The 24562-nt window shown below is 69.7% G+C and carries 20 protein-coding genes; 13 read left to right on the top strand and 7 right to left on the bottom strand.

Annotation, left to right across the window (positions count from 1 at the left end):
• Window positions 1-30: 30 nt before the first annotated feature.
• Window positions 31-1356 (top strand): LysM peptidoglycan-binding domain-containing protein, encoded by a 1326-nt coding sequence (locus P8627_RS16850; RefSeq protein WP_279965409.1) that lies wholly within the window; start codon window positions 31-33, stop codon window positions 1354-1356.
• A gap of 70 nt (window positions 1357-1426) precedes the next feature.
• Window positions 1427-3229, top strand: a complete 1803-nt coding sequence (locus P8627_RS16855) for an ABCB family ABC transporter ATP-binding protein/permease (protein WP_279965410.1) — start codon at window positions 1427-1429, stop codon at window positions 3227-3229.
• Window positions 3230-3271: 42 nt separating this feature from the next.
• On the opposite strand, the gene P8627_RS16860 is transcribed toward P8627_RS16855, so the two are convergent.
• The 3 genes from P8627_RS16860 to P8627_RS16870 are packed head-to-tail and all read right to left on the bottom strand — an operon-like array spanning window position 3272 to window position 6664.
• Window positions 3272-4228, bottom strand: a complete 957-nt coding sequence (locus tag P8627_RS16860) for a glucokinase (RefSeq protein ID WP_279965411.1) — start codon at window positions 4226-4228, stop codon at window positions 3272-3274.
• A gap of 12 nt (window positions 4229-4240) precedes the next feature.
• Window positions 4241-5584, bottom strand: a complete 1344-nt coding sequence (locus P8627_RS16865; protein WP_279965412.1) for a GH1 family beta-glucosidase — start codon at window positions 5582-5584, stop codon at window positions 4241-4243.
• A 57-nt stretch (window positions 5585-5641) separates the two neighbouring features.
• Window positions 5642-6664 (bottom strand): substrate-binding domain-containing protein, encoded by a 1023-nt coding sequence (locus P8627_RS16870; RefSeq protein WP_279965413.1) that lies wholly within the window; start codon window positions 6662-6664, stop codon window positions 5642-5644.
• A 276-nt stretch (window positions 6665-6940) separates the two neighbouring features.
• On the opposite strand from P8627_RS16870, the gene P8627_RS16875 reads away from it, so the two are divergent.
• From P8627_RS16875 to P8627_RS16900, 6 genes are all read left to right on the top strand, one after another.
• Window positions 6941-8299, top strand: coding sequence for an ABC transporter substrate-binding protein (locus P8627_RS16875; RefSeq protein ID WP_279965414.1), 1359 nt, complete (start codon window positions 6941-6943; stop codon window positions 8297-8299).
• Window positions 8300-8406: 107 nt separating this feature from the next.
• Entirely contained in the window at window positions 8407-9384 is a 978-nt protein-coding gene (locus P8627_RS16880; RefSeq protein ID WP_279965415.1) for a carbohydrate ABC transporter permease, read from the top strand.
• Window positions 9384-10526 (top strand): carbohydrate ABC transporter permease, encoded by a 1143-nt coding sequence (locus P8627_RS16885; protein ID WP_279965416.1) that lies wholly within the window; start codon window positions 9384-9386, stop codon window positions 10524-10526. The genes P8627_RS16880 and P8627_RS16885 overlap by 1 nt, the downstream gene beginning before the upstream one ends.
• An 8-nt stretch (window positions 10527-10534) precedes the next feature.
• Window positions 10535-12181, top strand: coding sequence for an alpha-amylase family glycosyl hydrolase (locus P8627_RS16890; RefSeq protein ID WP_279965417.1), 1647 nt, complete (start codon window positions 10535-10537; stop codon window positions 12179-12181).
• Between the two features lie 28 nt (window positions 12182-12209).
• Complete coding sequence (locus P8627_RS16895) at window positions 12210-13328, top strand: ABC transporter ATP-binding protein (protein ID WP_279965418.1); 1119 nt, start codon at window positions 12210-12212, stop codon at window positions 13326-13328.
• A gap of 63 nt (window positions 13329-13391) precedes the next feature.
• Complete coding sequence (locus P8627_RS16900; RefSeq protein WP_279965419.1) at window positions 13392-15533, top strand: hypothetical protein; 2142 nt, start codon at window positions 13392-13394, stop codon at window positions 15531-15533.
• On the opposite strand, the gene hpt is transcribed toward P8627_RS16900, so the two are convergent.
• Window positions 15527-16090, bottom strand: coding sequence for a hypoxanthine phosphoribosyltransferase (gene hpt, locus P8627_RS16905; RefSeq protein WP_279965420.1), 564 nt, complete (start codon window positions 16088-16090; stop codon window positions 15527-15529). The two genes, P8627_RS16900 and hpt, sit on opposite strands and share 7 nt — an antisense overlap.
• A 40-nt stretch (window positions 16091-16130) precedes the next feature.
• On the opposite strand from hpt, the gene P8627_RS16910 reads away from it, so the two are divergent.
• The gene (locus tag P8627_RS16910) at window positions 16131-16586 is read left to right on the top strand and encodes a type II toxin-antitoxin system RatA family toxin (RefSeq protein WP_279965421.1); all 456 of its coding nucleotides are present in this window, start codon (window positions 16131-16133) and stop codon (window positions 16584-16586) included.
• Here the strand turns inward: P8627_RS16910 and P8627_RS16915 are convergent.
• From P8627_RS16915 to P8627_RS16925, 3 genes are read right to left on the bottom strand one after another with little or no spacing between them, the layout of a single operon-like run.
• Window positions 16565-17035 carry a CinA family protein gene (locus P8627_RS16915; RefSeq protein ID WP_279965422.1) on the bottom strand — a complete coding sequence of 157 codons (471 nt, stop codon included), beginning with the start codon at window positions 17033-17035 and terminating at the stop codon, window positions 16565-16567. The genes P8627_RS16910 and P8627_RS16915 overlap by 22 nt on opposite strands.
• Window positions 17032-17508 (bottom strand): phosphatidylglycerophosphatase A family protein, encoded by a 477-nt coding sequence (locus P8627_RS16920; protein ID WP_279967506.1) that lies wholly within the window; start codon window positions 17506-17508, stop codon window positions 17032-17034. Before P8627_RS16920 ends, P8627_RS16915 begins: the two co-directional genes overlap by 4 nt.
• The gene (locus P8627_RS16925) at window positions 17508-18635 is read right to left on the bottom strand and encodes a bifunctional 2-C-methyl-D-erythritol 4-phosphate cytidylyltransferase/2-C-methyl-D-erythritol 2,4-cyclodiphosphate synthase (RefSeq protein WP_279965423.1); all 1128 of its coding nucleotides are present in this window, start codon (window positions 18633-18635) and stop codon (window positions 17508-17510) included. Before P8627_RS16925 ends, P8627_RS16920 begins: the two co-directional genes overlap by 1 nt.
• A 261-nt stretch (window positions 18636-18896) precedes the next feature.
• On the opposite strand from P8627_RS16925, the gene dusB reads away from it, so the two are divergent.
• The 4 genes from dusB (at window position 18897) to P8627_RS16945 (ending at window position 24562) form a co-directional block, all read left to right on the top strand.
• Window positions 18897-19820 (top strand): tRNA dihydrouridine synthase DusB, encoded by a 924-nt coding sequence (gene dusB / locus P8627_RS16930; RefSeq protein ID WP_279967508.1) that lies wholly within the window; start codon window positions 18897-18899, stop codon window positions 19818-19820.
• Entirely contained in the window at window positions 19817-20893 is a 1077-nt protein-coding gene (locus P8627_RS16935) for a two-component system sensor histidine kinase NtrB (RefSeq protein WP_279965424.1), read from the top strand. Before dusB ends, P8627_RS16935 begins: the two co-directional genes overlap by 4 nt.
• Window positions 20894-20896: 3 nt before the next feature.
• A complete protein-coding gene (locus P8627_RS16940) occupies window positions 20897-22261 on the top strand; it encodes a response regulator (protein WP_279965425.1) in 1365 nt (454 codons plus the stop codon).
• Window positions 22262-22336: 75 nt separating this feature from the next.
• A complete protein-coding gene (locus P8627_RS16945; RefSeq protein WP_407932954.1) occupies window positions 22337-24562 on the top strand; it encodes a sensor histidine kinase NtrY-like in 2226 nt (741 codons plus the stop codon).

The raw sequence follows: 24562 nt of genomic DNA on the forward strand, positions 1-24562 counted from the left end.
GCCCTGCGGGGCTTGGAATGGGGTGAGGTTATGGCGGCAATCGGGAACGCGGCCCTCGGCGGGCTCGCCGCGGCCGTTGCGGTCGCGGTGGCGGTCGGCGGCTACGCGATCTGGTCGGCCCGCGACGGGGCCGAGCCCCGCGTGGCGGAGCCTTCCACGACGCAACCCGCTCCCACGACGCCTTCACAGGCGGCGCCGCAACCGGCCTCCGACCCCGAGCCCGAAGCGCAGGCCGATGCCGCCGAAGCGCCCGAGCCGACGCCCGCACCGCCCGAGCCCCGCGACCTGCCCAGCCTCGACGTGGTCCGCGTCGAGCGCGACGGCCGCACCCTCGTCGCCGGGCGCGGGCCGTCCGATGGCGACGTGACGCTCCGGCTCGACGGCGAGACGGTCGCGACCGCGCGCGCCGATCGCAGCGGCAATTTCGTGGCCTTCCTCGACCTGCCGCCCGCCGAAGCGCCGCGGCTGCTGACGCTGGAAGCCGCGGATGCCACCGGCACCGTTCGGCAGGCCGCCGGCGGCGTCATCGTCGCGCCGACCTTCCCGGCCCGCCCGGCGCCGGGCACCGCACCGGAGCTTCAGACCGCGACTGCGGATCCCGCGGCGCCGGGCGCGCCCGCCGCGACGGGAGAAACAGCTGATCCAGCGCCCGTTGCGGCGGGGCAGGGTGGTGCCGCCGCCACCGACCCCGCACCCGCCGCTCCGCCGGCCACCACCGCAAGCGCAACCGACACCTCGCCGGCGGCTCCGGCGACCCCGCCCGCCGGGACTGCAGAGACCGCCGCCGCACCCACCGAGGCCGCGCCCCGCCTGTTCCGCGCAGGCCCCGAGGGCATCGCCGTCCTGCCCGGCGCCGCCGAGGCTCCCGAGGTCACCCAATCGCTGGGCATAGACGTCATCGCCTATGACGCGCAGGGCGAGGTCCAGCTCGCCGGAACCGCCGGCGCGGCGGCCGAGCTGCGCATCTATCTCGACAATCGCCCCGTGCGCAGCGTGACCGCCGGCAGCGGCGGCGCCTGGGCCTCTCCGCTGCCCGATGTCGAGGAGGGGGTCTACACGCTGCGTATCGACGCGCTGGATGCGGCGGGCCGCGTCGCCAGCCGGATCGAGACGCCCTTCGAGCGCACCGCCCCCGAGCTCGCGGTCGCGGTCCGCGCCGACGGGGCCGCCGCGATAACGGTGCAGCCGGGCTTCACGCTCTGGGCCATCTCGGAAAGCTGGTTCGGCGCGGGCGAGGGCATCCGCTATGTCCAGATCTTCGAGGCCAATCGCGACCTGATCCGCGACCCGGACCTGATCTATCCCGGCCAGGTCTTCGCGCTGCCCGACAGCGCCGAGGATGCCGCAGGCGACTGACTGGCCTTCCCGCGCCTGCGCCCCTAGGGTCGCGCCACGCAAACGACCCGGACCGCCGATGCCTCCCGACATGACCGACCAGCCCGAGGCGCCCGCCCGCGCGACCGAGATCATCGGCCGCGTCATCCCCTATCTCTGGCCCGAGGGGCAGGGCTGGGTGAAGCGCCGCGTCGTCGCCGCGCTGGCCATGCTGCTCGTGGCCAAGGTCGTCGCCGTGATCACGCCCTTCTTCTACAAGGCCGCCGTGGACGCGCTCGCGCCCGACACGATCACGCCGGCCTGGGCCCTGGGCCTGGGCGCGGTCGGTCTGACGGTGGTCTACGGGCTGGCGCGGGCGATGAATGTGGGCTTCCAGCAGCTGCGCGACGCGATCTTCGCGCGGGTGGGCCAGCGCGCGCTGCGCCAGCTCGCCTCCGAGACCTTCGCCCACATGCACCGCCTGTCGATGCGCTACCACATCACGCGCAAGACCGGCGGCCTCAGCCGCATCATCGAGCGCGGGGTGAAGGGTGTCGATTTCCTGCTGCGCTTCCTTCTGTTCTCCATCGGGCCGCTGGCGCTGGAGCTTCTGCTGATCTCCGGCATCCTCTTCTTCGTCTTCGACGTCTGGTACCTCGCCATCGTGATCGCCACGATCGGACTCTACGTCTGGTTCACCTTCGCGATCACCGAATGGCGGGTGAAGATCCGGCGCGAGATGAACGCCCAGGACACCGACGCCAACCAGAAGGCGATCGACAGCCTGCTGAACTTCGAGACGGTCAAGTATTTCGGCGCCGAGGCGCGCGAGGCCGAGCGCTACGACAGCGCGATGGCGGGCTACGAGAAGGCCGCGCTCAAGACCGCCTATTCGCTCAGCCTGCTGAATTTCGGCCAGTCCGTCCTGATCACCGCGGGCCTCGTGGGCGTGATGGTGCTGGCCGCGCGGGGCGTGCAGGCGGGCGATCTGACGGTGGGCGATTTCGTCATGGTCAACGCCTACATGATCCAGATCACCATGCCGCTCAACTTCCTCGGCACCGTCTATCGCGAGATCCGGCAGTCCCTGGTCGATATGGGCGAGATGTTCGGCCTGCTGGAGCAGCCGACCGAGGTCAGCGACGCGCCGGACGCGAAGCCCCTGAAGGTCGAGGGCGGCCGGATCGAGTTCCGCGACGTCTGGTTCGGCTACGACGCCGAACGGCCGATCCTGCAGGGTGTCTCGCTCACCGTCGGCGCGGGCGAGACGGTGGCGGTGGTCGGCCCCTCGGGATCGGGCAAATCCACCATCGGCCGGCTCTTGTTCCGCTTCTATGACGTCAACGACGGCGCGGTGCTGATCGACGGGCAGGACCTGCGCGCGGTCACCCAGGACAGCCTGCATGCCCAGATCGGCGTCGTCCCGCAGGACACCGTGCTCTTCAACGACGACCTGCGCTACAACGTGGCCTATGGCCGGCCCGATGCCAGCCCCGCCGAGATCGAGGAGGCCGCCCGCGCCGCCTCCATCGACGGCTTCATCCGCACGCTTCCCGATGGCTACGCCACCACCGTGGGCGAGCGCGGCCTCAAGCTCTCGGGCGGCGAGAAGCAGCGCGTGGGCATCGCGCGCACGCTCCTGAAGAACCCGCCGATCCTGCTGCTGGACGAGGCGACCTCGGCGCTCGACACCGAGACCGAGCGCGAGATCCAGGACGAGCTCGCCGCCATGGCACAGGGCCGCACGGTCATCATGATCGCGCACCGGCTCTCGACCGTGGTCGATGCCGACCGCATCGTCGTGCTGGAGAAGGGCCGGATCGTGGAGGAGGGCACCCATGACGCGCTTCTGGCCTTGAACGGCCGCTACGCCTCGATGTGGCAACGCCAGCAGGCGGAAGAAGAGGCGGCCTGAGCGCCGCCGTACGCGCGGCCCCGGACTATACTGGCCGGGCGGTCAGCCCGCGCGTTCGACCAGATGCGCGGCGCAGCCCGTCAGGGCGGCGAAATCGTCGGTGATGAGCGAGACCGGGAAATTCGCCATGAACCCCGCGAAGCGGCCCTTGTCGCGGAAGGCCTCGGCGAAGCCCATGTCGCGCAGGTAGGGCCCCATCGCGCGGGCCACGCCGCCCACCAGGAACACGCCGCCCAGCGGCAGGTGGATCAGCGACAGGTTCCCCGCCACCGTCCCGAGGATGCGGATGAACTGGCGCACGGCGGCCTCGGCGCGCGGATCGCTGTCGATCCGGCCCATGATCTCGGCGGCGAGGAACTCGTCCTCCGACCCGGCTTCGGTGGCGAGCCAGCGATAGACCTGCTCCAGCCCACGGCCCGACAGCACGTCCTCGACCGCCGGGAAGCCATGCGCCGTCGAGGCGAAGGTGCAGAGCCGAAGCTCGGCCTCCGTCCGGATCGGCAGGTTGGCATGCCCCGCCTCGCAGGGCGGCACCAGCCGGCCCGTGGGCGTGATATGCACGGGCGCGGCGTTAAAGCCGGTGCCCACGCCGATGACCAGCCGCGCCGCGCCTTCGCGGGGCGTGGCCTCGATCACGACCTCCTCGCTGGCCGGGTCCATGAAACCCAGCGCGTGACCCTGCGCCTGCAGGTCGTTCAGGATCGCCGCGCCCTCGGCGCCGGTCGCTTGCATCAGCCGTGTCGTGTCGATCGACCAGTCGAGATTGGTCAGGCTCGCCACCCCGTCCGCCACCGGCCCGGCCACCGCCACGCAGGCGCCGACCGGGGCCGGCCCGCCCATATCCTCGCGGTAGCGGCGCAGCACGGGGGCGAGATTGGCGAATTCGCGGTTGCGGTATTTGCGGATCGTCTCGACCTGCACGAACTGCCCGCGCGCCATCGCGACGCGGGTGTTGGTGCCGCCCACATCGGCGACCAGGAACAGCGGTTGGTCAGACATGCGCCAGCGGTATCAACGCGACAGCATCCGGGCAAGCGCGTGGTAGCTCGCCTTTGGGGTCCGCGCCTGCGTCTCGAAATCGACATGCACCAGCCCGAAGCGCTTGTCGTAGCCCAGCGTCCACTCGTAATTGTCCAGAAGCGACCAGATCGTGTAGCCCTCCAGCGGCACGCCCCGTTCGATCAGCCGCAGCGCCGCGTGGAAATGGCGGTCGAGATAGTCGATCCGCTCCAGATCGGGGCGCCCGGCATCGTGGTCGGGGTTCGCCAGCCCGTTCTCGGTGATGAAGAGCGGCGTGTCCCCGGTGAAGTCGCGCGCCGTCCGCTCCAGCAGGAACTCCATCCCCTCGGGGCAGATCTCCCAGCCCATGTCGGTCTTGGGCAGGGGGCCGGGCACGTCGCCCTTGTAGGGCCAGAGCCCGGCCTCGCCCACGATCCGCTTGCAGGTGTAGTAATTGATCCCGAACCAGTCGAGCTTCTGCGAGATCAGTCCCATGTCGTCCTGCCAGCCCGCGGGCATGTGCGGCGCGAAGCCCTCCATCACGTCGGCGGGGTATTCGCCGTGCATCATCCCGCCCGGGAAGAACCGGCTGTAGATCCCGTCATAGGCCTGCGCGGCCGCCCGGTCGGTCTCGCTGTCGGTGGCGGGCAGGGCGTATTCCATGTTGCAGGCCGCGCCCACGCGCGCCACGCCCCGCTCGCGCAGGACCTGCACGGCCAGCCCGTGGGCCAGCGCCACGTAATGCATCGATGTCACGCCCGCCGCGAGGCTCGCCAGCCCCGGCGCGTGGTAGCCGTGGTAGTGGCTCAGCCAGGACACGCACCAGGGCTCGTTGATCGGGGCCACGGAGAACAGTCGGTCGCCCAGCCGGTCGGCGATCGCCGCGGCGAAATCGGCGAAGCGCTCCGGCGTCTCCCGCACCGTCCAGCCGCCCGCCTCGGACAGCGCTTGCGGCAGCTCCCAGTGATAGAGCGTCGCCATCGGCTTGAGGCCCCGCGCCAGCATCCCGTCGACCAGCCGGTCGTAGAAATCGAGCCCCTCCGCGTTCACATTGACCCCGTCCGGCATCACCCGAGCCCAGGAGGTCGAGAAGCGATAGGCGTCGAGCCCCGCGGCCGCGATCAGGTCGAGGTCCTCGGCCCAGCGGTGATAATGGTCGCAGGCCACCGCGCCGTCCTCGCCGCGATCCACCTTGCCGGGCACCCGCGCGAAGGCGTCCCAATGCGTCTCGCCCGCGCCGCCGAAGGCATGGCCCTCGATCTGGTAGGCGGAGGTCGCCGTCGAAAACACGAACCCTTCGGGGAAATCCGACCGCGCGACCGAGAAATCGCCCGCCTGCGTGATGTCGTCCGCCATGTCGCCTCCTGTCTCGCCTGACGCGTCATCACGCCTGCGGGGCCGGATTGGAAGGGGTCAGGGCGCGGGCCCGAGCGAGGCGCCGTCCACCGTCTCGCAATCCCAGACCTCCTGCACCGGGCGGCCCGCGGGGCGCGCGATGCGGCCCAGCAGGATCTCGGCGCAGCGGCGCCCGGCGGCGCGCACCGGCGAGCGCGTGGCGGCGAAGGGCGGCGGATCGCCCGCATTGGTGATGTAGCTCAGCGCGTCGTCATGGATGATCATCGACACGTCGCCGGGCAGGGAGAGCCCGGCCTCGTGGATCGCGCGGCGCACGCCCACCGCCATGATGATCGAAGACACCAGGAAGGCCGTGGGCCGGTCGGGCCCGGCCAGCATCCCGGCGGCCGCGGCATGGCCGAACTGCTCGGACATCTCGTCGCCGCGGATCAGCCGAGGGTCGGGCGCGATCCCTGCCGCCTCCAGCGCCGCCACGAAACCCGCCTGCCGCCGCCGCGCGAAATCGAGCGCGGGCAGGCCGTTCACCAGCCCGATCCGGCGATGGCCCAGCGCCAGAAGACGCTCGGTCGCGCCGCGGAAGGCGCGGGTGTTGGCGATATCGACGAAATCGTAGGTGAGCGGCGCCGACGGGTCGCGGCCATGTACCACGAATGGCACGCCGATCTCCTGCATGACGCCGATCCGCGCATCGCCCTGGCGGGGCCCGTGCAGCATCACCCCGTCCACCGTGCCCGCCTCGACCATCTGGCGGTAGGCGGAGAGCTCGTCGCCGTCGCTGACCACGCTCATCAGGATGTCGTAGCCCGCCGCGGCATAGACCTCGCCCGCGCCGGCGATGAAATCGGCGAAGACCGGGTTCACCATCTCGTGGGTCTGCGAGGTGGCGATGACATGGCCGATGGCCATCGCGCGCCCGGTGGCCAGCGCCGCGGCGCGGCGGTTCGGGCGGTAGCCGCGCGCGGCGGCCTCGCGCAGGATGCGCCGCCGCGTCTCGGCGCCCACCTCGGGGTAGCCGCCCAGCGCGCGGCTGACCGTCGTGGGCGACAGCCCAAGGCTCTGCGCGAACTCCTTGAGGTTCATCGCCCTCACGTTCCTCCCTACGGTCCAAACCGCTTTGGGCCCCTTGCGGGCCCCGCGATCCGACCGCTTCTCCGCCCCTAGAGGTGCCCGATCCGACGGCCCGCTGGCAAGGGGTCCGATCCCGGCTCTCGGGGGTGGCGACGGGCGTTGACTTTCCCCCGAGGCCTGCCCCAACGTGGCCGCGTCAAAGCGGTTTGGCGGCGGGGACCGCCGGGCCGCGATGCGGATCCCCCGGCACGGCCGGGGCAACGGCGCCAGAGCGGCGCAAGGGAGGAAATGATGAAGCTTCTAGCCAGCAGCACGGCCATGGCCATGCTCCTCACCGGCGCGGCCCATGCCGATGCCCACACTGCGATGTTCACCATCGGCGAAGGCCCCTTCACCTGGGATTCCTACATGGAATTCGCCGACAACACCGACCTCGCGGGCGAGACGATCACGATCACCGGCCCCTGGACCGGCGACGAGAAGGCCAAGTTCGACAAGATCATGGCCTTCTTCGAGGACGCGACCGGCGCGGACGTGCAGTATTCCGGCTCCGACAGCTTCGAGCAGGACATCGTGATCTCGTCGCGCGCGGGCTCGGCCCCGAACCTCGCCGTCTTCCCGCAGCCCGGCCTCGCCGCCGACATGGCGGGCCAGGGTCTGTTGACCCCGCTGCCCGAGGGCACGGCCGACTGGGTGCGCGACAATTTCGCCGCCGGTCAGTCCTGGGTCGATCTCGGCACTTATGCCGGCGCGGACGGCGCCGAGAACCTCTACGGCATGTTCTACCGCGTCGACCTGAAATCGCTGGTCTGGTACTCGCCCGCCGCCTTCGACGAGCTGGGCTACGACATCCCGCAATCGATGGAGGAGCTGAAGGCGCTGACCGACCAGATCGTCGCCGATGGCGGCACGCCCTGGTGCATCGGTCTGGGCTCGGGCGCGGCGACCGGCTGGCCCGCGACCGACTGGGTCGAGGACCTGATGCTGCGCACCCAGCCGCCCGCCGTCTACGACCAGTGGGTGTCGAACGAGATGCCCTTTGACGATCCGGCCGTGGTCGCCGCGATCGAGGAGTTCGGCTATTTCGCCAAGAACGACGACTACGTCTCCGGCGGCGCCGAGGCCGTGGCCTCGACCGATTTCCGTGACAGCCCGACCGGTCTCTTCGCGATCCCGCCCGAGTGCTACATGCACCGCCAAGCCTCCTTCATCCCCGCCTTCTTCCCCGAAGGCACCGAGGTCGGCGTGGATGTCGATTTCTTCTACTTCCCCGCCTACGAGGCGATGGATCTCGGATCGCCGGTCCTCGGCGCGGGCACGCTGTTCTCGATCACCAACCCCTCCGAAGGGGCCAACCAGATGATCGAGTTCCTGAAGCTGCCGATCGCGCACGAGCTGTGGATGGCGCAGAACGGCTTCCTGACGGCCCATGCGGGCGTCAACCCCGAGGCCTATGCCGATGACAGCCTGCGCGCACAGGGCGACATCCTGCGCCAGGCGACCACCTTCCGCTTCGACGCCTCGGATCTGATGCCGGGCGAGATCGGCGCCGGCGCCTTCTGGACCGGCATGGTCGATTACGTCACCGGGGCCGAGGCCTCCGACGTGGCCGCCACGATCCAGAGCCGCTGGAACGACCTGAAGTAATTCGGTCCCAGGCCCGCTCCGGTTTCCGGGGCGGGCCGATTTTGCCTTTGACCGGGAGGAGGAGCCCGGTCAGGCTTCTTTGACAGCGGATCCGGGAGGAACGGCCTATGTCACCGCTCTTGCAAGGCATTCTGACGATCATCATCGGCGTGGGCGGGTGCATCGGCTATTTCTGGTCGGCAAACCTGGTCCTCGACAAGGTCATCTTCCCGCCCAAGGGCGACGACGCCGGCCGCAACATCAACCGCGCCAATGCCGTGCGCCCCTGGCTGTTCCTGCTGCCCGCGATCGTGGCGCTGGGGCTCTACCTCGTCTACCCGGTCTTCGGCAGCTTCTGGCGCTCGCTCTTCAACCGCGCGGGCGACGAATTCATCGGGCTCGGCAACTACACCACCATGTTCGGCGACGGCGAGTTCCGCACCGCGCTCACCAACAACCTGCTCTGGGTGCTCTTCGTGCCCGCCGCCTCGACCTTCCTGGGCCTCCTGGTGGCGCAGCTCACCGACCGGCTGAGCTGGGGCAACATCGCCAAGTCGCTGATCTTCATGCCGATGGCGATCTCCTTCGTCGGTGCCTCGCTGATCTGGAAATTCGTCTACGCCAACGACCCCGATATCGGCATTATCAACGCCATCCGCGACGCCTTCGGGGCCGCGCCGCTCGACCCGCTGCAGGTGGGCTTCTGGAACAATTTCTTCCTGATGTTCATCCTGGTCTGGATCCAGACCGGCTTCGCCATGGTCATCCTGTCGGCCGCCCTGCGCGGCATCCCCGAGGAAACGATCGAGGCCGCGATCATCGACGGCGCATCGCCCGCGCAGATCTTCTTCCGCATCAAGGTGCCGCAGATCATGGGCACCATCGTCGTCGTCTGGACCACGATCACGATCCTCGTGCTCAAGGTCTTCGACATCGTCTACGCGATGACTGGCGGCAATTTCGGCACGCAGATCCTGCCCAGCTACATGATGGAGTACATGTTCCGCGACGATGGGCGCGCCACCGCGGTGGCCTTCGTCATCATGGTCCTCGTGCTGCCGGTGATGATCTGGAACATCGTGCAAGCCCAGAAGGAGGTCCGCTGATGGCCACCGACGACGACGGCATCGCCGGCCAGAAGAGCTCGCTCACGATCGTCACCAACATCTCGGTGATCTTCCTGGTGGTGCTCTGGCTCATCCCCACGGTGGGGCTTCTGGTCTCCAGCTTCCGCGACCGCGACGCGATCTCGGCCTCGGGCTGGTGGCTCTCGCCCTTCGCGGTCGAGCAGAACTTCGCCGTCGCGACCGAGGGCGAGTTCCGCCAGACGCCCGAGGGCTGGGTGCTCGAGGGCAACGTCTTCGGCAAGGACGGCTCGGGCCAGATCACCGCCTTCGGCGGGCTGCGCTCGGATCCGACGGCCTTCCGCCCGGGCGAGACGGGCGAGCTGGTCCGCGGCCGCACCCTGACGGTCGAGGCCGACGGCGGCTTCACCTATATCGATCCGGGCGAGGACGCGCCCCGCCGCAACCCGACGGTCTACATCGCCTCCGAGGTGCCGCCCACATTCTCGATGGAGAATTACGAGACGATCATGACCTCGGCGGGCATGGACCGCGCCTTCATCAACACGCTGACGGTCACGATCCCGGCCACGATCATCCCGATCCTGATCGCGGCCTTCGCCGCCTATGCGCTGGCCTGGATGGACTTCCCGATGCGCGGCTTCCTGATCGCCGTCGTCGTGGGCGCGCTGGTCGTGCCGCTGCAGCTGGCGCTGGTGCCGATGCTCACCTTCCACAACTCCATCGGCATCGGGCAGAGCTTCTACGGCATCTGGTTCGCCCATACCGGCTTCGGCCTGCCGCTCGCGATCTACCTGTTGCGAAACTACATGGTCGGCCTGCCGCGCGACATCATCGAAAGCGCCAAGGTCGACGGGGCCACGGATTTCCAGGTCTTCACCCGGATCGTCCTGCCGCTCAGCTTCCCGGCGCTGGCCAGCTTCGCGATCTTCCAGTTCCTCTGGACCTGGAACGACCTGCTGGTGGCCAAGGTCTTCCTGCCGTCCAATTCCGAAAGCTGGGTGATGACGGTGAAGATCGCCGACGACCTCCTGGGCTCGCGCGGGGGCGACTGGGGCATCCTTGCCGCTGCGGCATTCGTGTCGATCGCGGTCCCGCTGGTGGTGTTCTTCACGATGCAACGCTACCTGGTCCGCGGCCTGCTGGCCGGTTCCGTGAAATAGGACGACACATGACCGCTACCGCCGCGCAAACCGCACCCGCCACCGATCTCGACTGGTGGCGGGGCGGTGTCATCTACCAGATCTATCCGCGCTCCTACCAGGACACGTCAGGCGACGGCATCGGCGACCTGAACGGCATCACCGCGCGCCTGCCCTATGTCGCCTCGCTGGGCGTGGACGCGATCTGGATCTCGCCGTTCTTCACCTCGCCGATGAAGGATTTCGGCTACGACGTCAGCGATTACCGCGACGTCGATCCCATGTTCGGCACGCTGGCCGATTTCGACCGGCTTGTGGACACCGCCCACCGGCTGGGCATCCGTGTGATGATCGACCTCGTGCTGTCGCACACCTCCGACCAGCATCCCTGGTTCCAGGAAAGCCGCGCCAGCCGCAGCAACCCGAAATCCGACTGGTATGTCTGGGCCGACGCCAAGCCCGACGGCACCGCGCCCAACAACTGGCTGTCGATCTTCGGCGGCGGCGGCTGGCAATGGGACGTGCGGCGCCAGCAATACTACTACCACGCCTTCCTCACCTCGCAGCCGGACCTGAACTTCCACTGTCCCGAGGTGCAGGACGAGCTGCTCGACGTCACCCGCTTCTGGCTCGATCGCGGCGTCGACGGCTTCCGCCTCGATACGATCAACTTCTACATGCACGACAAGGAGTTGCGCGACAATCCGGCCCTCCCGCCCGAGCGGCGCAACGCCAAGATCGCGCCCGCGGTGAACCCCTACAACCACCAGGAACATCTCTACTCCAAGAACCAGCCCGAGAACCTGCTGTTCCTGAAGCGCTTCCGCGAACTTCTGGACGAATATCCCGGCGCCGCCGCCGTGGGCGAGGTCGGCGACGCGCAGTTCGGGATGGAGCTTCTGGGCGAATACACTCGCGACGGGCACGGCGTGCAGATGTGCTACGCCTTCGAGTTCCTCGCCGGCGATCCGCTGACCGCGCAGCGTGTGGCCGAGGTGTTCGACAAGATGCAGGCCGTGGCGCCCGACGGCTGGGCCTGCTGGGCCTTCTCAAACCACGACGTCACCCGCCACGTCACCCGCTGGGGCCTCGATGCGCAGGGCGCGCGCTGCTACGCGGCGCTGATCATGGCGCTGCGCGGCTCGGTCTGTCTCTACCAGGGCGAGGAGCTGGGCCTGTCGGAAGCGCGCGTCGCCTACGAGGACCTGCAGGACCCGTATGGCATCGAGTTCTGGCCCGAGTTCCAGGGCCGCGACGGCTGCCGCACGCCGATGGTCTGGGAGCCGTCGAACGTCAATGGCGGCTTCTCGGACGTGAAGCCCTGGCTGCCCGTCGCCTCCGAGCATCTGGGCAATTCCGTCGCCGCGCAGGAGACGCGCGAGGACGCGCTTCTGCACCATTATCGCGCGGTCGTGGCGCTGCGTATCGGCTCCGAGGTTCTGCGCAAGGGCGACCAGCTCGACACGCAGGCGCATGGCGACATGCTGACCTTCACCCGCGAATGGCAGGGCGAGCGCATCTTCTGCGCGTTCAACCTCGGCGGCGAGGTCTGCACCACGCATATGCCCGAGGGCGAGTGGCAGTTCATCGAGGGCGTGGGAGGGATGGACCCGCGCAAGGGAACGGGCGGCATAAGCCTGGGGCCGTGGCAATACACCTTGCTGCGCGCGGCCTGACGGGCAGGGAACACGAGGGAGGACGACAATGGCCAATCTGAAGCTCACCGACGTCTCGAAGGTCTATGGCGGCCAGGTCGAGGTGCTCAAGGATATCGATCTCGACATCAAGACCGGCGAGCTGATCGTCTTCGTGGGGCCCTCGGGCTGCGGCAAGTCCACGCTTCTGCGGATGATCGCGGGGCTCGAGAAGATCTCGGGCGGCACGCTCGAGATCGACGGCCAGGTCGTCAACGACGTGCCGCCCTCCGAGCGGGGCATCGCGATGGTGTTCCAGTCCTACGCGCTTTACCCGCACATGACCGTGCGCGACAACATGGCCTTCGCCCTCAAGATCGCCAAGAAATCGAAGGAGGAGATCGACCGCGCCGTCAACGCCGCCGCCGCAAAGCTGCAACTGACCGAATATCTCGATCGCCTGCCCAAGGCCCTGTCGGGCGGCCAGCGCCAGCGCGTCGCCATCGGCCGTTCCATCGTGCGCGACCCGAAGGTCTATCTCTTCGACGAGCCGCTCTCGAACCTCGACGCCGCGCTGCGCGTCGCCACCCGGATCGAGATCGCGCAGCTCAAGGAGCAGATGCCCGACTCCACCATGATCTACGTCACCCACGACCAGGTCGAGGCGATGACGCTCGCCACCCGGATCGTCGTGCTCGACGCGCTCAAGGACAATGGCGGCAAATATTCCATCGCGCAGGTCGGCTCGCCGCTCGATCTCTACGAGCGGCCGAACGGCGAATTCGTCGCCCGCTTCATCGGCTCGCCCGCGATGAACCTCCTGCAGGGCGAGATCGTCGGCACCGGCGAGACCACGACCATCCGTACGCGCGACGGCGGCGGCACGATCACCTCGACCGTGCCCTCGAAGCCCGAGGATCAGGGCGCCGCGGTCAATATCGGCATCCGTCCCGAAGACGCGGTCCAGACCGAGGGCGAGAACTACGCCTTCGGCGGCACGGTCGAGGTCGAGGAGCGGCTGGGCGAGGTCACGCTGTTCTACTTCGAACGCGCCCAGCCGGAGGACAACCAGGTCATCGCCAAGCTGCAGGGCATCCACCCGAACCTGCGCGGCCAGACCCTGCGACTGACCGCCGATCCGTCGAAGGTCCACATCTTCCGGAACGGAGTGTCGCTGCTTTATCGCTAAGCGGCCACGGTTTCGCCGGATTGGGCGGAGATATCCTCCGGGACACAAACTCCCGGAGGCCACATGCTCAGCAGCGGCGCGGTCTATCGCTTTCTCTTGCGCAGCCTCGGATGGGTGCACCTCGTCGTCGGGCTGGCATGCGCCGGCTACGGCCTACCGACCTTCAATGCGTCCTTCCTTCTCGTCGGCGCTATCGTCGCCCTGCCGGGCGTGGTCCTCGGGAGCAGACACGTCACGCCGCGCTTCATCGACCACCCAGATGGCGCGCTGAAGGGCCTGCTCGCGGTGTTCGTGATCGGCGTCATATCGGCAGGCGGCTCGTTCGGGGGGCTCTTCATGGCGAAGGCCCTCGGGATCCCGGCCATGGGGGCGGCGGCACTCCTGCCGTTCGGACTCTTTATAATCTACAGCGCTACCTTCGTCCTGCCGCTTTCGGCGGCCATGATCCATGTGGGTAAGGAACAGCGACGTCAGAAGGTCGCCGAGCGGATCATGCGTGACGATCCGACGTTTCTGGCATCCAAGAGCCAGGCGGCGACATGGATCGAATGGACGGCTACGCGCGCCGCAGGCCTCGTGCTTCTCGTGCCGGCTATTCTTCTTTTCTGGTGGTTCAATAGCGGCGACCCGCGCGTCTTCGAATTCGTCCCCGACCGTCGAAAGACGTTCATGCTTCTTCTGATGCTGATGCTTTTGTCCGCATACATGGCCTTTCCGCTGCCCCCTTCGAAGGGTCTGACTTACTGGTATCCGCCCCACTCGAAAAACGTGATCGCCAAGCTCTTCCTCGTGTCTTGCGGCATCGGTTTTGCGCTCTACTGGTTCATCCCTGTCTACGATGCTCTACGGCCTGCCGAACTGGCCGTCCTGCCCGCAGGCGAGCCGATACTTGGCCTCCTGGCCGCCAACAGCGCCGCGATCGGCATTGCCTTTGGAGTGGTGACAGCGGCGGCGATGCTCTTCAACGTCCGGCGCGGCCAAGGCATCCCGTTGCCCGCCGAGGCGGAGGAGCGGGTGGGTGCCGCAATCGGCCAGCCCGACGACCGCGTCTCCGACATGCCCGCCGTCGCGCGGAAGCCGAAGGCGCCCGCGGCCCAGCCCGCGCGTCCCGCGGGCGACGGCTTCGCGCGCTTCCACCTGATCCTGCTGCGCATGGGCGGTGTCGCGCTCTTCGCCGCCACCGCCTGGGCCGCCGCCACGCAGGCGCAGCCGATGCTCTCCGCCGCGATGACCTCGGCGCTGGGCTTCATCGCCGCGCTGATGCTGCTGTCGCGCCGCTTCACGCCGGGTGCGATGGCCCGCCCGCGCCGGGTCATCGACATCTTCATCTTCCCCTTCCTCGCCCTTCTGGTCGCGCTGATGGCGCTGGCGCCGCATGTCGACACGATCCTCGTCCCGCTGGTGGCCGAGATCGTCGCCTCGGGCGCGCCCCGCCTGCCGGACCCGGCCGCGATCGGCCGCATCATCGAGGCGCAGGGCCCCGTCACCGCGGGGGCGCTGACCGTCTTGGGCGGCTGCCTGGGCCTCGCCTTCCTGACCGCCCTGTTCCTGTCGCTGCGCGGCACCGACACGCCGGTCAGCCGCCTGAACCCCGAACTGCCCAAGGGCGAGCTGCCGCCGATCCCCGTCCGCGGTGCCAAGGCCCGCGGCCTGCCCGCCATCGGTGCCGCGATGAAACTCTACCTCGTGGCCGACTGGGTGGTGCTGCGCCTGCTGGGCCTCGGGCTTCTGGGGACCGGCTACATCCTCTGGCAGATGATCCAGACCGATCAGACCTACCGCGCCGAGCTTCTGTCCTACGGCCAGCCGCCTTTCAACGCGATGATCGCCTATGCGGTGGTGGGCGCGCTCCTGACGCTGCCCTTCCTGCTGCCCCGCTTCCTCGCGCGGCCCAGCCACGTGGCGGGCGGTCTGGCGAAGGCGGTCCTGCTGGTCGGGACGGCCTTCGTGCTGCTCCAGCCGCTGAAGGTCGCGATCACGCTCTTCACGCCCGACATCTACCACGCCACGCTGATCGCCACCGCGCCCAATCTCTTCAAGGCCATCGCCGGCGTGGCCGTCACCGCGGCGCTTCTGATCTCGTTCTTCCGCCAGCTCGGCGCGCTGCCCGAGACCGATTACAAGGGCGAGGAGAAGATCCATCTCAGCCCCGCGGACCTGCGCGAGATGCGCATCGCCCGCATGGCCAATGAGGCGGCCTACTGAGTCAGCCGCACCTGCCCGATGAAGGGCAGATTGCGATTGCGCTGCCCGTAATCGATCCCGTAGCCCACCACGAAGGCGTCGGGGATCTCGAAGCCGGTCCAGGTCGCCTTGATGTCGACCTCGCGCCGCGACGGCTTGTCGAGCAGGGCGATCGTCTCCAGCCGCTTCGGCGCGCGCGAGCCCAGCAGGCCCAGCACGTGGTGCAGCGTGAAGCCCGTGTCGACGATATCCTCGACCACCAGCACATCGCGGCCGCCGATCTCACCGCGCAGATCCTTCAGGATCCGCACCTCGCGCGAGCTCTCCATCGCGTCGCCGTAAGACGACGCCTCGAGGAAATCGACCTCCACCGGCAGGTCCAGCTCGCGCACCAAGTCGGCGATGAAGACGAAGGACCCGCGCAACAGCCCGACCACCACCAGCTTGTCGGTCCCCGCGAAGCGCAGCTCGATCTCGCGCGCCAGCGCCTCGATCCGCGCCGCGATCGCCTTGGCGCTGATCATCTGGTCGATCTCGTAATCCTGGCCCATGTTGCCCCCCGCGAACCCATCCGGCATTCAGGGCGTTGACCGACCTGACGCCGACCCGAGGACCCGCATGCCCCGCCACTCCGAGACCCGCGAGCTGCCCTATACGCCGCAGCAGATGTACGACCTCGTCGCGGATGTCGAGAAATACCCGCAATTCCTGCCCTGGACCGCCGCCGCGCGCATCCGCTCGCGCGAGGAGACGGGGGAGGGCGAGGTGATGCTCGCGGACCTCGTGATCTCCTTCAAGGTGTTCCGCGAACGCTTCGGCAGCCGCGTCGTGCTGCATCCCGAGCGCCACGTCATCGAGACCGAATATCTCGACGGGCCGTTCCGCCACCTGCAATCGGAATGGCGCTTCGAGGCGACGGGGCAGGGGTGCCGGGTGCATTTCTGGGTCGATTTCGAGTTCCGCAACGCCTTCATCGGGCGGGTCGTCGGCGCCGTCTTCAACGAGGCGATGCAGCGGGTCGTGGCGGCCTTCGAACGGCGCGCCCGCCAGCTCTACGGCCCCGCCGCCGCCTGACTGAGCAGGCCGAGCGCGTGATCGCGCGCCGCCAGCCGCACCGCGCCGCGCCCGCGCGCGCCGAACTCGACCGTTTCGACCCGCGTGGCCCCGGCCGCGGCGATGCCGAAGCAGACGCGGCCCTCGGGCTTGAACTCCGACCCGCCGGGCCCCGCGATCCCGGTGATCGACACCGCCAGATCGGCGCCCGACCGCGCCCGCGCGCCCTCGGCCATCTCGCGCGCCACCGCCTCGCTCACCGCGCCATGGGCCGCCAGCGTGTCGGCACCCACGCCCAGCAGGTCGACCTTCGCGGCGTTCGAATAGGTCACCACGCCCCACAGGAACACGTCCGACGCGCCCGCCGGATCGGTCAGCGCCGCGGCCACCATCCCGCCGGTGCAGCTCTCGGCCGTGGCGATGGTCAGGCCGCGCGCCCGGCAGGCGTCGAGGAGGGCCGCCGCGCTCACAGATGTGCCAGCCCGGCCAGGGCGACGACGCCGAGCGCGGCGAAGACCCCCGCCACCGCGTCGTCCAGCACCACGCCCCAGACATCGTCCCGCGCATCGACCCAGCCCACGGGCCCCGGCTTCCAGATGTCGAACAGCCGGAACAGCACGAAGGCCGCCACCCAGCCGGGCCAGAGCGCGGTGACCGGCGCGCCCGCGGCCCAGGACCCCCAGGCGATCGGCCAAAGCGCGATCCATTGTCCCAGCACCTCGTCGATCACCACTTCGCCCGGATCGTGGTCGGCCGCGCCGCGCGTGACCCGTTCCGTCGCCCAGTAGCCCAGCGGGATCAGCGCCAGCGTCAGGACCGTGAAGAGGACGGGTCCCCCCTGCATCGCCAGCCAGCCCAAGGGCAGCGCGGCCAGCGAGCCCCAGGTCCCGGGCGCCGGGCGCAGCAGCCCGACAAAGCCCACCGTGGCGATTGCCCGGGCGATCACGGGCGCACCAGCGTCACCGTGGCCTGGCAGGCGATCCCCTCGCCGCGGCCCGCGAAGCCCAGCCGTTCCGTCGTGGTGGCCTTCACCGACACGCGCCCGACCTCCAGCCCCATGATCGCGGCCACGCAGTCGCGCATCGCCGCCGCATGCGGCCCGATCTTCGGCGCCTCGCAGATCAGCGTCGCGTCCACATTGCCGATGGCGAAGCCCCGGTCGCGGGCCAGCCCGGCGGCGTGGCGCAGGAAGACATGGCTCTCCGCGCCCTTCCATTGCGGGTCGGAGGGCGGGAAATGCGTGCCGATATCGCCCTCGGCCAGCGCGCCATAGATCGCGTCGGCGATGGTGTGCAGCCCGACATCCGCATCCGAATGGCCCTGCAGGCCGCGCCCGAAGGGCACCGCGACGCCGCAGAGCATCACGTGATCGCCCGGCCCGAAGCGGTGCACGTCGAACCCGTTGCCGACCCGAATATCCATGCCACCCCCCGCAAACAGCCGCTCCGCCCGGGCGAAATCCTCGGGCCCGGTGATCTTCATCGCCGCCTCGTCGCCCGCCACGATGGCGACCGCGATCCCGGCCGCGCGCGCGACCTCCACGTCATCGGCCGCCGCGCCGGGATGCGCGGCATGCGCAGCCCGGATCGCCGCCGTGCGGAAGCCTTGCGGCGTCTGCGCCCGCCAGAGCCCCGAACGCTCGGCCACGCCCTCGACCACGCCATCGCCGCGCCAGAGCGCATCCGTCACCGGAAGGGCCGGGGCCGCGCCGTCATGCGCGTCGAGCGCCGCCAGCACCCGGTCGATCACCGCGCGCGGCACGCCCGGCCGCGCCGCGTCGTGGATCAGGACCAGCTCCGTCTTGACCGCCGCCAGCCCCGCGCGCACCGAGTCCGACCGCGTCGCGCCGCCCTCGACAAGCGTCACGCCGGGCAGCGCCGCTTCGGCCCGCGCCCGGTCTTCGGGGTGGATCACCACGATCACCGCGTCTACCGCGCCCGCGAATGCCGCGACGCTGCGCGCCACCACAGGCTGGCCCGCCAGGTCGCGCCATTGCTTCGGAAGCCCGCCGCCCGCACGCGTCCCGCGCCCGGCGGCGACGATCAGGGCGGTGGCGGTGGGTCGATCCATGCGATACTCCGGCGGGCGCGCCCCGTCCTAGCCGCGCTTCCCGAAGGTGACAACCGGACGGGCAGCGGGCTGGCGAAGCGCCCAATAATTGTGCAAACGGTGCAGAAGGCGGCAAAGCGTGCGACCGTATCCTGCGTTCGCCTGCCGGAGCGCTTACCTAGACCCGAACAACGCCCGAGTTTTCAGCAGTTGACCGATTCCGTGTCCCTCGATCCCCGTCTCGCCGCGCTCGGCCTGACCTCGCCCGTCGCGCTCGCGCCGATGGCCGGGATCACGGATCTGCCGTTCCGCGACCTCGTGCAGCGTTTCGGCGCCGGTCTCGTCGTCAGCGAGATGGTCGCCAGCCAGGAGATGGTCGAGGCCAAGCCCTCCGTCCGCGACCGCGCCGAGCTCGGCACCGGCGTCGCCGGCACGGCGGTGCAGATCGCCGGGCGCGAGCCGCGCTGGATGGCCGAGGCCGCGAAGCTGCTCGAAGGGCAGGGCGCGCGGATCATCGACATCAACATGGGCTGCCCCGCCAAGAAGGTCACCAGCGGCGCCTCGGGCTCCGCGCTCCTGCGCGACCACGATCACGCGATGCGCCTGATCGAGGCGACCGTCGCGGCCGTCGCGGTGCCGGTGACGCTCAAGACCCGGCTGGGCTGGGACGACGCCAGCCGCGACACCGCGGCGCTCGCCCGCCGGGCCGAGGCGGCGGGCATCCGGATGCTGACGATCCACGGCCGCACCCGCTGCCAGTTCTACAAGGGCCGTGCCGACTGGGCCGCGATCGCCGGCATCGTCGACGCCGTTGCGATCCCCGTGCTCGCCAATGGCGACATCACCGACGCGGCCGCCGCGCGCGCCGCGCTGGCCGCCTCGGGGGCGGCGGGCGTGATGATCGGGCGCGGCGTGCAGGGCCGCCCCTGGCTGCCCGCGCAGATCGCCGCCGCGCTGGGCCACGGCCCCGCGCCCGCCATCCCGGAGGGCGCGGCGCTCGCGCGGATGGTGGCCGATCACTACCGCGCCATGCTCGAGTTCTACGGCCCCCTCGGCGCCCGCGTCGCGCGCAAGCATCTGGGCTGGTACATGGACCGCGCCGCCACGCCGCCGGCCCTGCGCAAGCGCATCCTGACCGCGCCGCCGGGCGAGGTTCTGGCCTGCCTGCCCGAGGCCCTGTCCCCGGGACTGGAGCGGGCGGCATGACCCAGTCCCCCGTCTGGCAGGCCCTGCCGCTCCCGGCGCTGACCCTCGATTCCGAGGACCGGATCGAGGCGGTGAACGGCCCGGCCGAGGGCTTCCTCAACCGCTCCAGCAAGACGCTGACGGGCCAGGCGCTGCCCGGCATCCTCGATGTCGATGGCGGGCTCGCCAACGCCACCGCCCGGGTGCGCCGCAACGGCGCGCCGCTCACGCTGCACGACAGCGCCCTGCGCATGGGCCCCGCGCCCGCCATCCCCTGCGACCTGCATCTCGCGCCGCTGGGCGAGGGGATCCTGGTCCTGATCTCGCCCCAGCAGATCGCGGGCCGCATGGACCGCGCCCGCTCCTCGCGCACGGCGGCGCGCTCGGCCATCGGCATGGCCGAGATGCTGGCCCACGAGATCAAGAACCCGCTCGCCGGGATCACCGGCGCGGCGCAGCTTCTCAGCATGAACCTCGCGCCCGAAGACCTTGAATTGACGGACCTCATCGTCGCCGAGACGCGCCGCATCGTGAAGCTGCTCGAACAGGTCGAGCAATTCGGCAACCTGCGCCCGCCGCAGCGCCGCGCGGTCAATATCCACGACGTGCTCGACCGCGCGCGCAAATCCGCGATGGTGGGCTTCGCCGCGCATGTCACCATCGACGAGGCCTACGACCCCTCGCTGCCGCACACGCTGGCCGATCCCGACCAGCTGCAGCAGGTCTTCCTGAACCTTCTCAAGAACGCGGCCCAGGTGCTCGAGCCCGGCAAGACCATCACCCTGCGCACCTTCTACGAGCTGTCGCTGCGCGTGCGCCGCCCCGACGGCTCGGGCGGCGCGGTGCCGCTGCAGGTTGAGGTGATCGACGACGGCCCCGGCATCCCGCCCGAAATGGCGGGCAGCCTCTTCGAACCCTTCGTCTCGGGCCGCGAGAACGGCACCGGGCTCGGCCTCGCGCTGGTGGCCAAGATCGTCCACGAGCATGACGGCTGGATCACCGTCGACAGCGCGCCCGGCCGCACCGCTTTCCGAATCTCGCTGCCGATGGCCACGAACGACATGAAGACCGACCCGCAAGACGTTGGAGGATAAGGTATGGACGGTACCATTCTGGTCGCCGACGACGACCGCACGATCCGCACGGTGCTCACCCAGGCGCTGACGCGCGCGGGCTGCAAGGTGCACGCGACCTCCTCGCTGGTGACGCTGATGCGCTGGGTGGAGGAGGGGAAAGGGGACCTCGTCATCTCGGACGTGGTCATGCCCGACGGCAACGGGCTCGACATGCTGCCCAAGATCGGCGCCGAACGGCCCGGCCTGCCGGTGATCGTAATCTCGGCGCAGAACACCATCATGACCGCGATCCAGGCCGCCGAGGCCGAGGCCTACGACTACCTGCCCAAGCCCTTCGACCTGCCCGACCTGATGAAGCGCGCCTCCCGCGCGCTGGAACAGAAGCGCAAGGCCGCGCCCGCGCCCGCCCCCGAGACGGAGGAGACCGACGATCTGCCGCTGGTCGGCCGCACGCCGCGGATGCAAGCGCTCTACCGCCTCGTGGCGCGGGTGATGAACACCGACCTGCCGGTCCTGATCACCGGCGAAAGCGGCACCGGCAAATCCCTGATCGCGCGCGCCATTCATGATTTCTCCGACCGTCGCACGCTGCCCTTCGTGGTCGCCGGGGCCGAGGATCTGGCGGGCTTCGACGGCCCGGCCGAACTGGTCGCCCGGGCGCGCGGCGGCTCGATCCTCTTCGACGAGGTGGGCGATCTCGACGACGCGGCGCAGGCGCGCGTGGTCCGCCTTCTCGACACGATCGAAGGCACCGGCCCGCGCGTCATGGCCACCGCCCAGCGCGACCTGACGCCCCGGCTCGACGCCGAGGAGCGGGGCTTCCGCTCGGATCTCTACTACCGGCTGGCCGGGGCGCAGCTCGATGTGCCGGCCCTGCGCGAACGCGTCGACGACATCCCGCTTCTGGCCGCGCATTTCCTGACCCGGGCCGAGCGCGACGGCGGCACGCTGCGCCGCTTCTCGGACGAGGCGATGGCCCTCGTCCGCGCCCATCCCTGGCCCGGCAACGTGCGCCAGCTCGAAAACATCGTCCGCCGACTCGTCGCGACCTCGCCCGCCGAGGAGATCGTGAAGCCCGAGGTCGAGGCCGTACTGGGCCCCCAGGCCGCGGGCCCGCGCACCGTCGCCACGACCGAAGGGCTGTCGGGCGCGGTCGAGGCCCATCTGCGACGCTATTTCGACCTGCAGGGCGGGCAGTTGCCGCCCGCCGGGCTCTACCAGCGGGTCCTGCGCGAGGTCGAGGCGCCGCTGATCGAGATCGCCCTCGACGCCACCGCGGGGAACCAGGCGCGCTGCGCCGATCTTCTGGGCATCAACCGCAATACGCTGCGCAAGAAGATCACCGATCTCGATATCCTCGTGACACGGCGCCGCAAGTTGATGTAACTTCGCCACAGCGTTGCAGATCGGGAACAACCCGGCGGTCATGGCGTGCGGTAAGACATTGAAATCGAGGCGAACTTGCGGGCTTCTGCCACCGGCGAGGGACTGACGCGCAGCTTCCTGTGGAGCGGGCGCCGCCAGCTGAACACCATCCTGACGCTCGTCCTGGTGGTCTCGGGCCCCGTGCTCGTGCTGCTCACCTTCCTCAGCCTGACCCTGCGCAGCCCCGGCGAGGACGGTACCTGGCTGCGCGCGGTGCTGCTGGCCGATCTCGTCTACATCCTGCTGATCGCCGCGCTCGTCGTGCGCCGGCTGACCCGGATGATCGCCGCCCGCCGCGCGCGCTCGGCCGGGTCGCAGCTGCATCTGCGGCTGACCGGCGTCTTCACCGGCATCGCGCTGATCCCCACGGTCCTGACCGCCGTCTTCGCCACCGTGACGATCAATATCGGGCTCGAAGGCTGGTTCTCCGACCGGGTGCGCAGCGCGCTCGGCAATTCGGTCGAGGCGGCGCAGGCCTACGCGCAGGAGCATCGCGACGACCTGACCGAGGATGCGCGCGGGCTGGCGGGCTATCTCAACGTGGCCAAGCGGGCCAGCTTCTTCATGACCGATGGCGACCTGCGCCAGCTTCTGGGGCAGGGGCAGGAGCTGGTCCAGCGCGGGCTCGAGGAGGCCTTCGTTATCGACGGCACCGGCGAGATCCGCGCCCGGGGCGAGGCGTCCTACCTGTTCGATTTCGAGCCCGTCACCGCCGAACAGATCGCGCAGGCCCGCGCCGGCGCCGTCGTCCTGATCGAGGACGAGGAGATCAACGAGTTCCGCGCCCTCCTGCGGCTGACGGCCTATACCGACCGCTTCCTCTACGTCACGCGCGAGGTGGATGGCGACATTCTCGAACTGCTCGACGAGACGCAGGCCACCGCGCAGCTCTACCAGCAGCTCGAGGCCGAGCGCGGCCGGCTGCTCTTCGAATTCGGCCTGCTCTATCTGGGCTTCGCGCTGATCCTCATCCTCGCCGCGACCTGGGCGGGGCTGTGGTTCGCCGAACGGCTCTCGCGGCCGGTCGGCCGGCTGGCCGGCGCCGCGCAGCGCGTGGGCCAGGGCGATCTGGACGTCCGCGTGCGTGAGGACGAGGGCGATGACGAGATCGCCATGCTGGGCCGCATCTTCAACCAGATGACCCGCCAGCTGAAGGGCCAGCGCGACGCGCTGGTCGAGACCAACATGCAGACCGAACGCCGCCGGCGACTGTTCGACAGCGTGCTGGGCTCGGTCACCGCCGGGGTCATGGGCCTCGACGCCGATGGCCGCGTCGATTTCATGAACCGCTCCGCCCAGCGCCTCCTCGGGCTCGAGGATGCGCGCTACGGCGAGGCGCTCGCCGATGTCGCACCCGAATTCACCGCGCTGCTCGACCGGCTGCGCCAGGGCGGCGGCGACACCGTGCAGGAGGAGCTGCGCATCGCCCGCGTGGGCAAGCTCGAAAGCCTGCTGGTGCGCATCGCGACCCGTCCCGGGGCCGACGGCTCGCCCGAGGGCTTCGTGGTGGCCTTCGACGACGTGACCGAGCTCGTCTCGGCCCAGCGCATGGCCGCCTGGGGCGACGTCGCCCGCCGCATCGCGCATGAGATCAAGAACCCGCTCACCCCGATCCAGCTCTCAGCGGAACGCGTCAAGCGCCGCTTCGGCCGCGAGCTGGAGCCCGAAAGTGCCGCCAAGCTGGCCGAGCTGACCGACGTGATCGTCCGCCAGGCGGGCGACCTGCGGCGCATCGTCGACGAGTTCAGCAAGTTCGCCCGCATGCCCGAGCCCGAACGCCAGCGCGGCGACATCGCCGCACTCCTGCGCGAGACAGTGACCCTGCAGCGCGCCGCGCTGGAGCCGGTCGCGCTCGAAGCCGAGATCCCCGCGGGCAGCGTGAAGGCCGAGTTCGACCCCACCATGATGGGCCAGGCCTTCACCAATCTCATCAAGAACGCGGGCGAAGCGATCGAGACCCGCGAGGAGAAGGGCGAAACCGATTTCGAAAAGCGCGTCCGCGTCGCCATGACCGAGACGCCCGAAGGCGTCGAGATCACCATCGCCGACACCGGCATCGGCCTGCCGCAGGACCGCGCGCGGCTCTTCGAGCCCTACGTGACCACCCGCGAGAAGGGCACCGGCCTCGGCCTGCCCATCGTCAAGAAGATCATCGAGGAACATGGCGGCACGCTGGAGCTGCGCGACGCGGCGCCGGGGCCGGACGGACATAAGGGGGCCGAAGCCGTCATAAGGCTGCCCCGCATCGAGGAGGGACCGTGA

The sequence above is a fragment of the Jannaschia sp. GRR-S6-38 genome (assembly GCF_029853695.1).
GTDB classification, from domain to species: domain Bacteria; phylum Pseudomonadota; class Alphaproteobacteria; order Rhodobacterales; family Rhodobacteraceae; genus Jannaschia; species Jannaschia ovalis.

Excerpts from the sequence above, each read along its gene's own strand:
- P8627_RS16880 (WP_279965415.1), top strand. The coding sequence starts at position 8,407 with ATGTCACCGCTCTTGCAAGGCATTCTGACGATCATCATCGGCGTGGGC.
- P8627_RS16855 (WP_279965410.1), top strand. The coding sequence starts at position 1,427 with ATGACCGACCAGCCCGAGGCGCCCGCCCGCGCGACCGAGATCATCGGC.
- P8627_RS16910 (WP_279965421.1), top strand. The coding sequence starts at position 16,131 with ATGCCCCGCCACTCCGAGACCCGCGAGCTGCCCTATACGCCGCAGCAG.
- P8627_RS16860 (WP_279965411.1), bottom strand. The coding sequence starts at position 4,228 with ATGTCTGACCAACCGCTGTTCCTGGTCGCCGATGTGGGCGGCACCAAC.
- P8627_RS16900 (WP_279965419.1), top strand. The coding sequence starts at position 13,392 with ATGCTCAGCAGCGGCGCGGTCTATCGCTTTCTCTTGCGCAGCCTCGGA.
- P8627_RS16935 (WP_279965424.1), top strand. The coding sequence starts at position 19,817 with ATGACCCAGTCCCCCGTCTGGCAGGCCCTGCCGCTCCCGGCGCTGACC.
- P8627_RS16850 (WP_279965409.1), top strand. The coding sequence starts at position 31 with ATGGCGGCAATCGGGAACGCGGCCCTCGGCGGGCTCGCCGCGGCCGTT.
- P8627_RS16865 (WP_279965412.1), bottom strand. The coding sequence starts at position 5,584 with ATGGCGGACGACATCACGCAGGCGGGCGATTTCTCGGTCGCGCGGTCG.
- P8627_RS16895 (WP_279965418.1), top strand. The coding sequence starts at position 12,210 with ATGGCCAATCTGAAGCTCACCGACGTCTCGAAGGTCTATGGCGGCCAG.
- P8627_RS16940 (WP_279965425.1), top strand. The coding sequence starts at position 20,897 with ATGGACGGTACCATTCTGGTCGCCGACGACGACCGCACGATCCGCACG.
- P8627_RS16870 (WP_279965413.1), bottom strand. The coding sequence starts at position 6,664 with ATGAACCTCAAGGAGTTCGCGCAGAGCCTTGGGCTGTCGCCCACGACG.
- hpt (WP_279965420.1), bottom strand. The coding sequence starts at position 16,090 with ATGCCGGATGGGTTCGCGGGGGGCAACATGGGCCAGGATTACGAGATC.
- P8627_RS16925 (WP_279965423.1), bottom strand. The coding sequence starts at position 18,635 with ATGGATCGACCCACCGCCACCGCCCTGATCGTCGCCGCCGGGCGCGGG.
- P8627_RS16890 (WP_279965417.1), top strand. The coding sequence starts at position 10,535 with ATGACCGCTACCGCCGCGCAAACCGCACCCGCCACCGATCTCGACTGG.
- P8627_RS16885 (WP_279965416.1), top strand. The coding sequence starts at position 9,384 with ATGGCCACCGACGACGACGGCATCGCCGGCCAGAAGAGCTCGCTCACG.
- dusB (WP_279967508.1), top strand. The coding sequence starts at position 18,897 with ATGGCCGGGATCACGGATCTGCCGTTCCGCGACCTCGTGCAGCGTTTC.
- P8627_RS16875 (WP_279965414.1), top strand. The coding sequence starts at position 6,941 with ATGATGAAGCTTCTAGCCAGCAGCACGGCCATGGCCATGCTCCTCACC.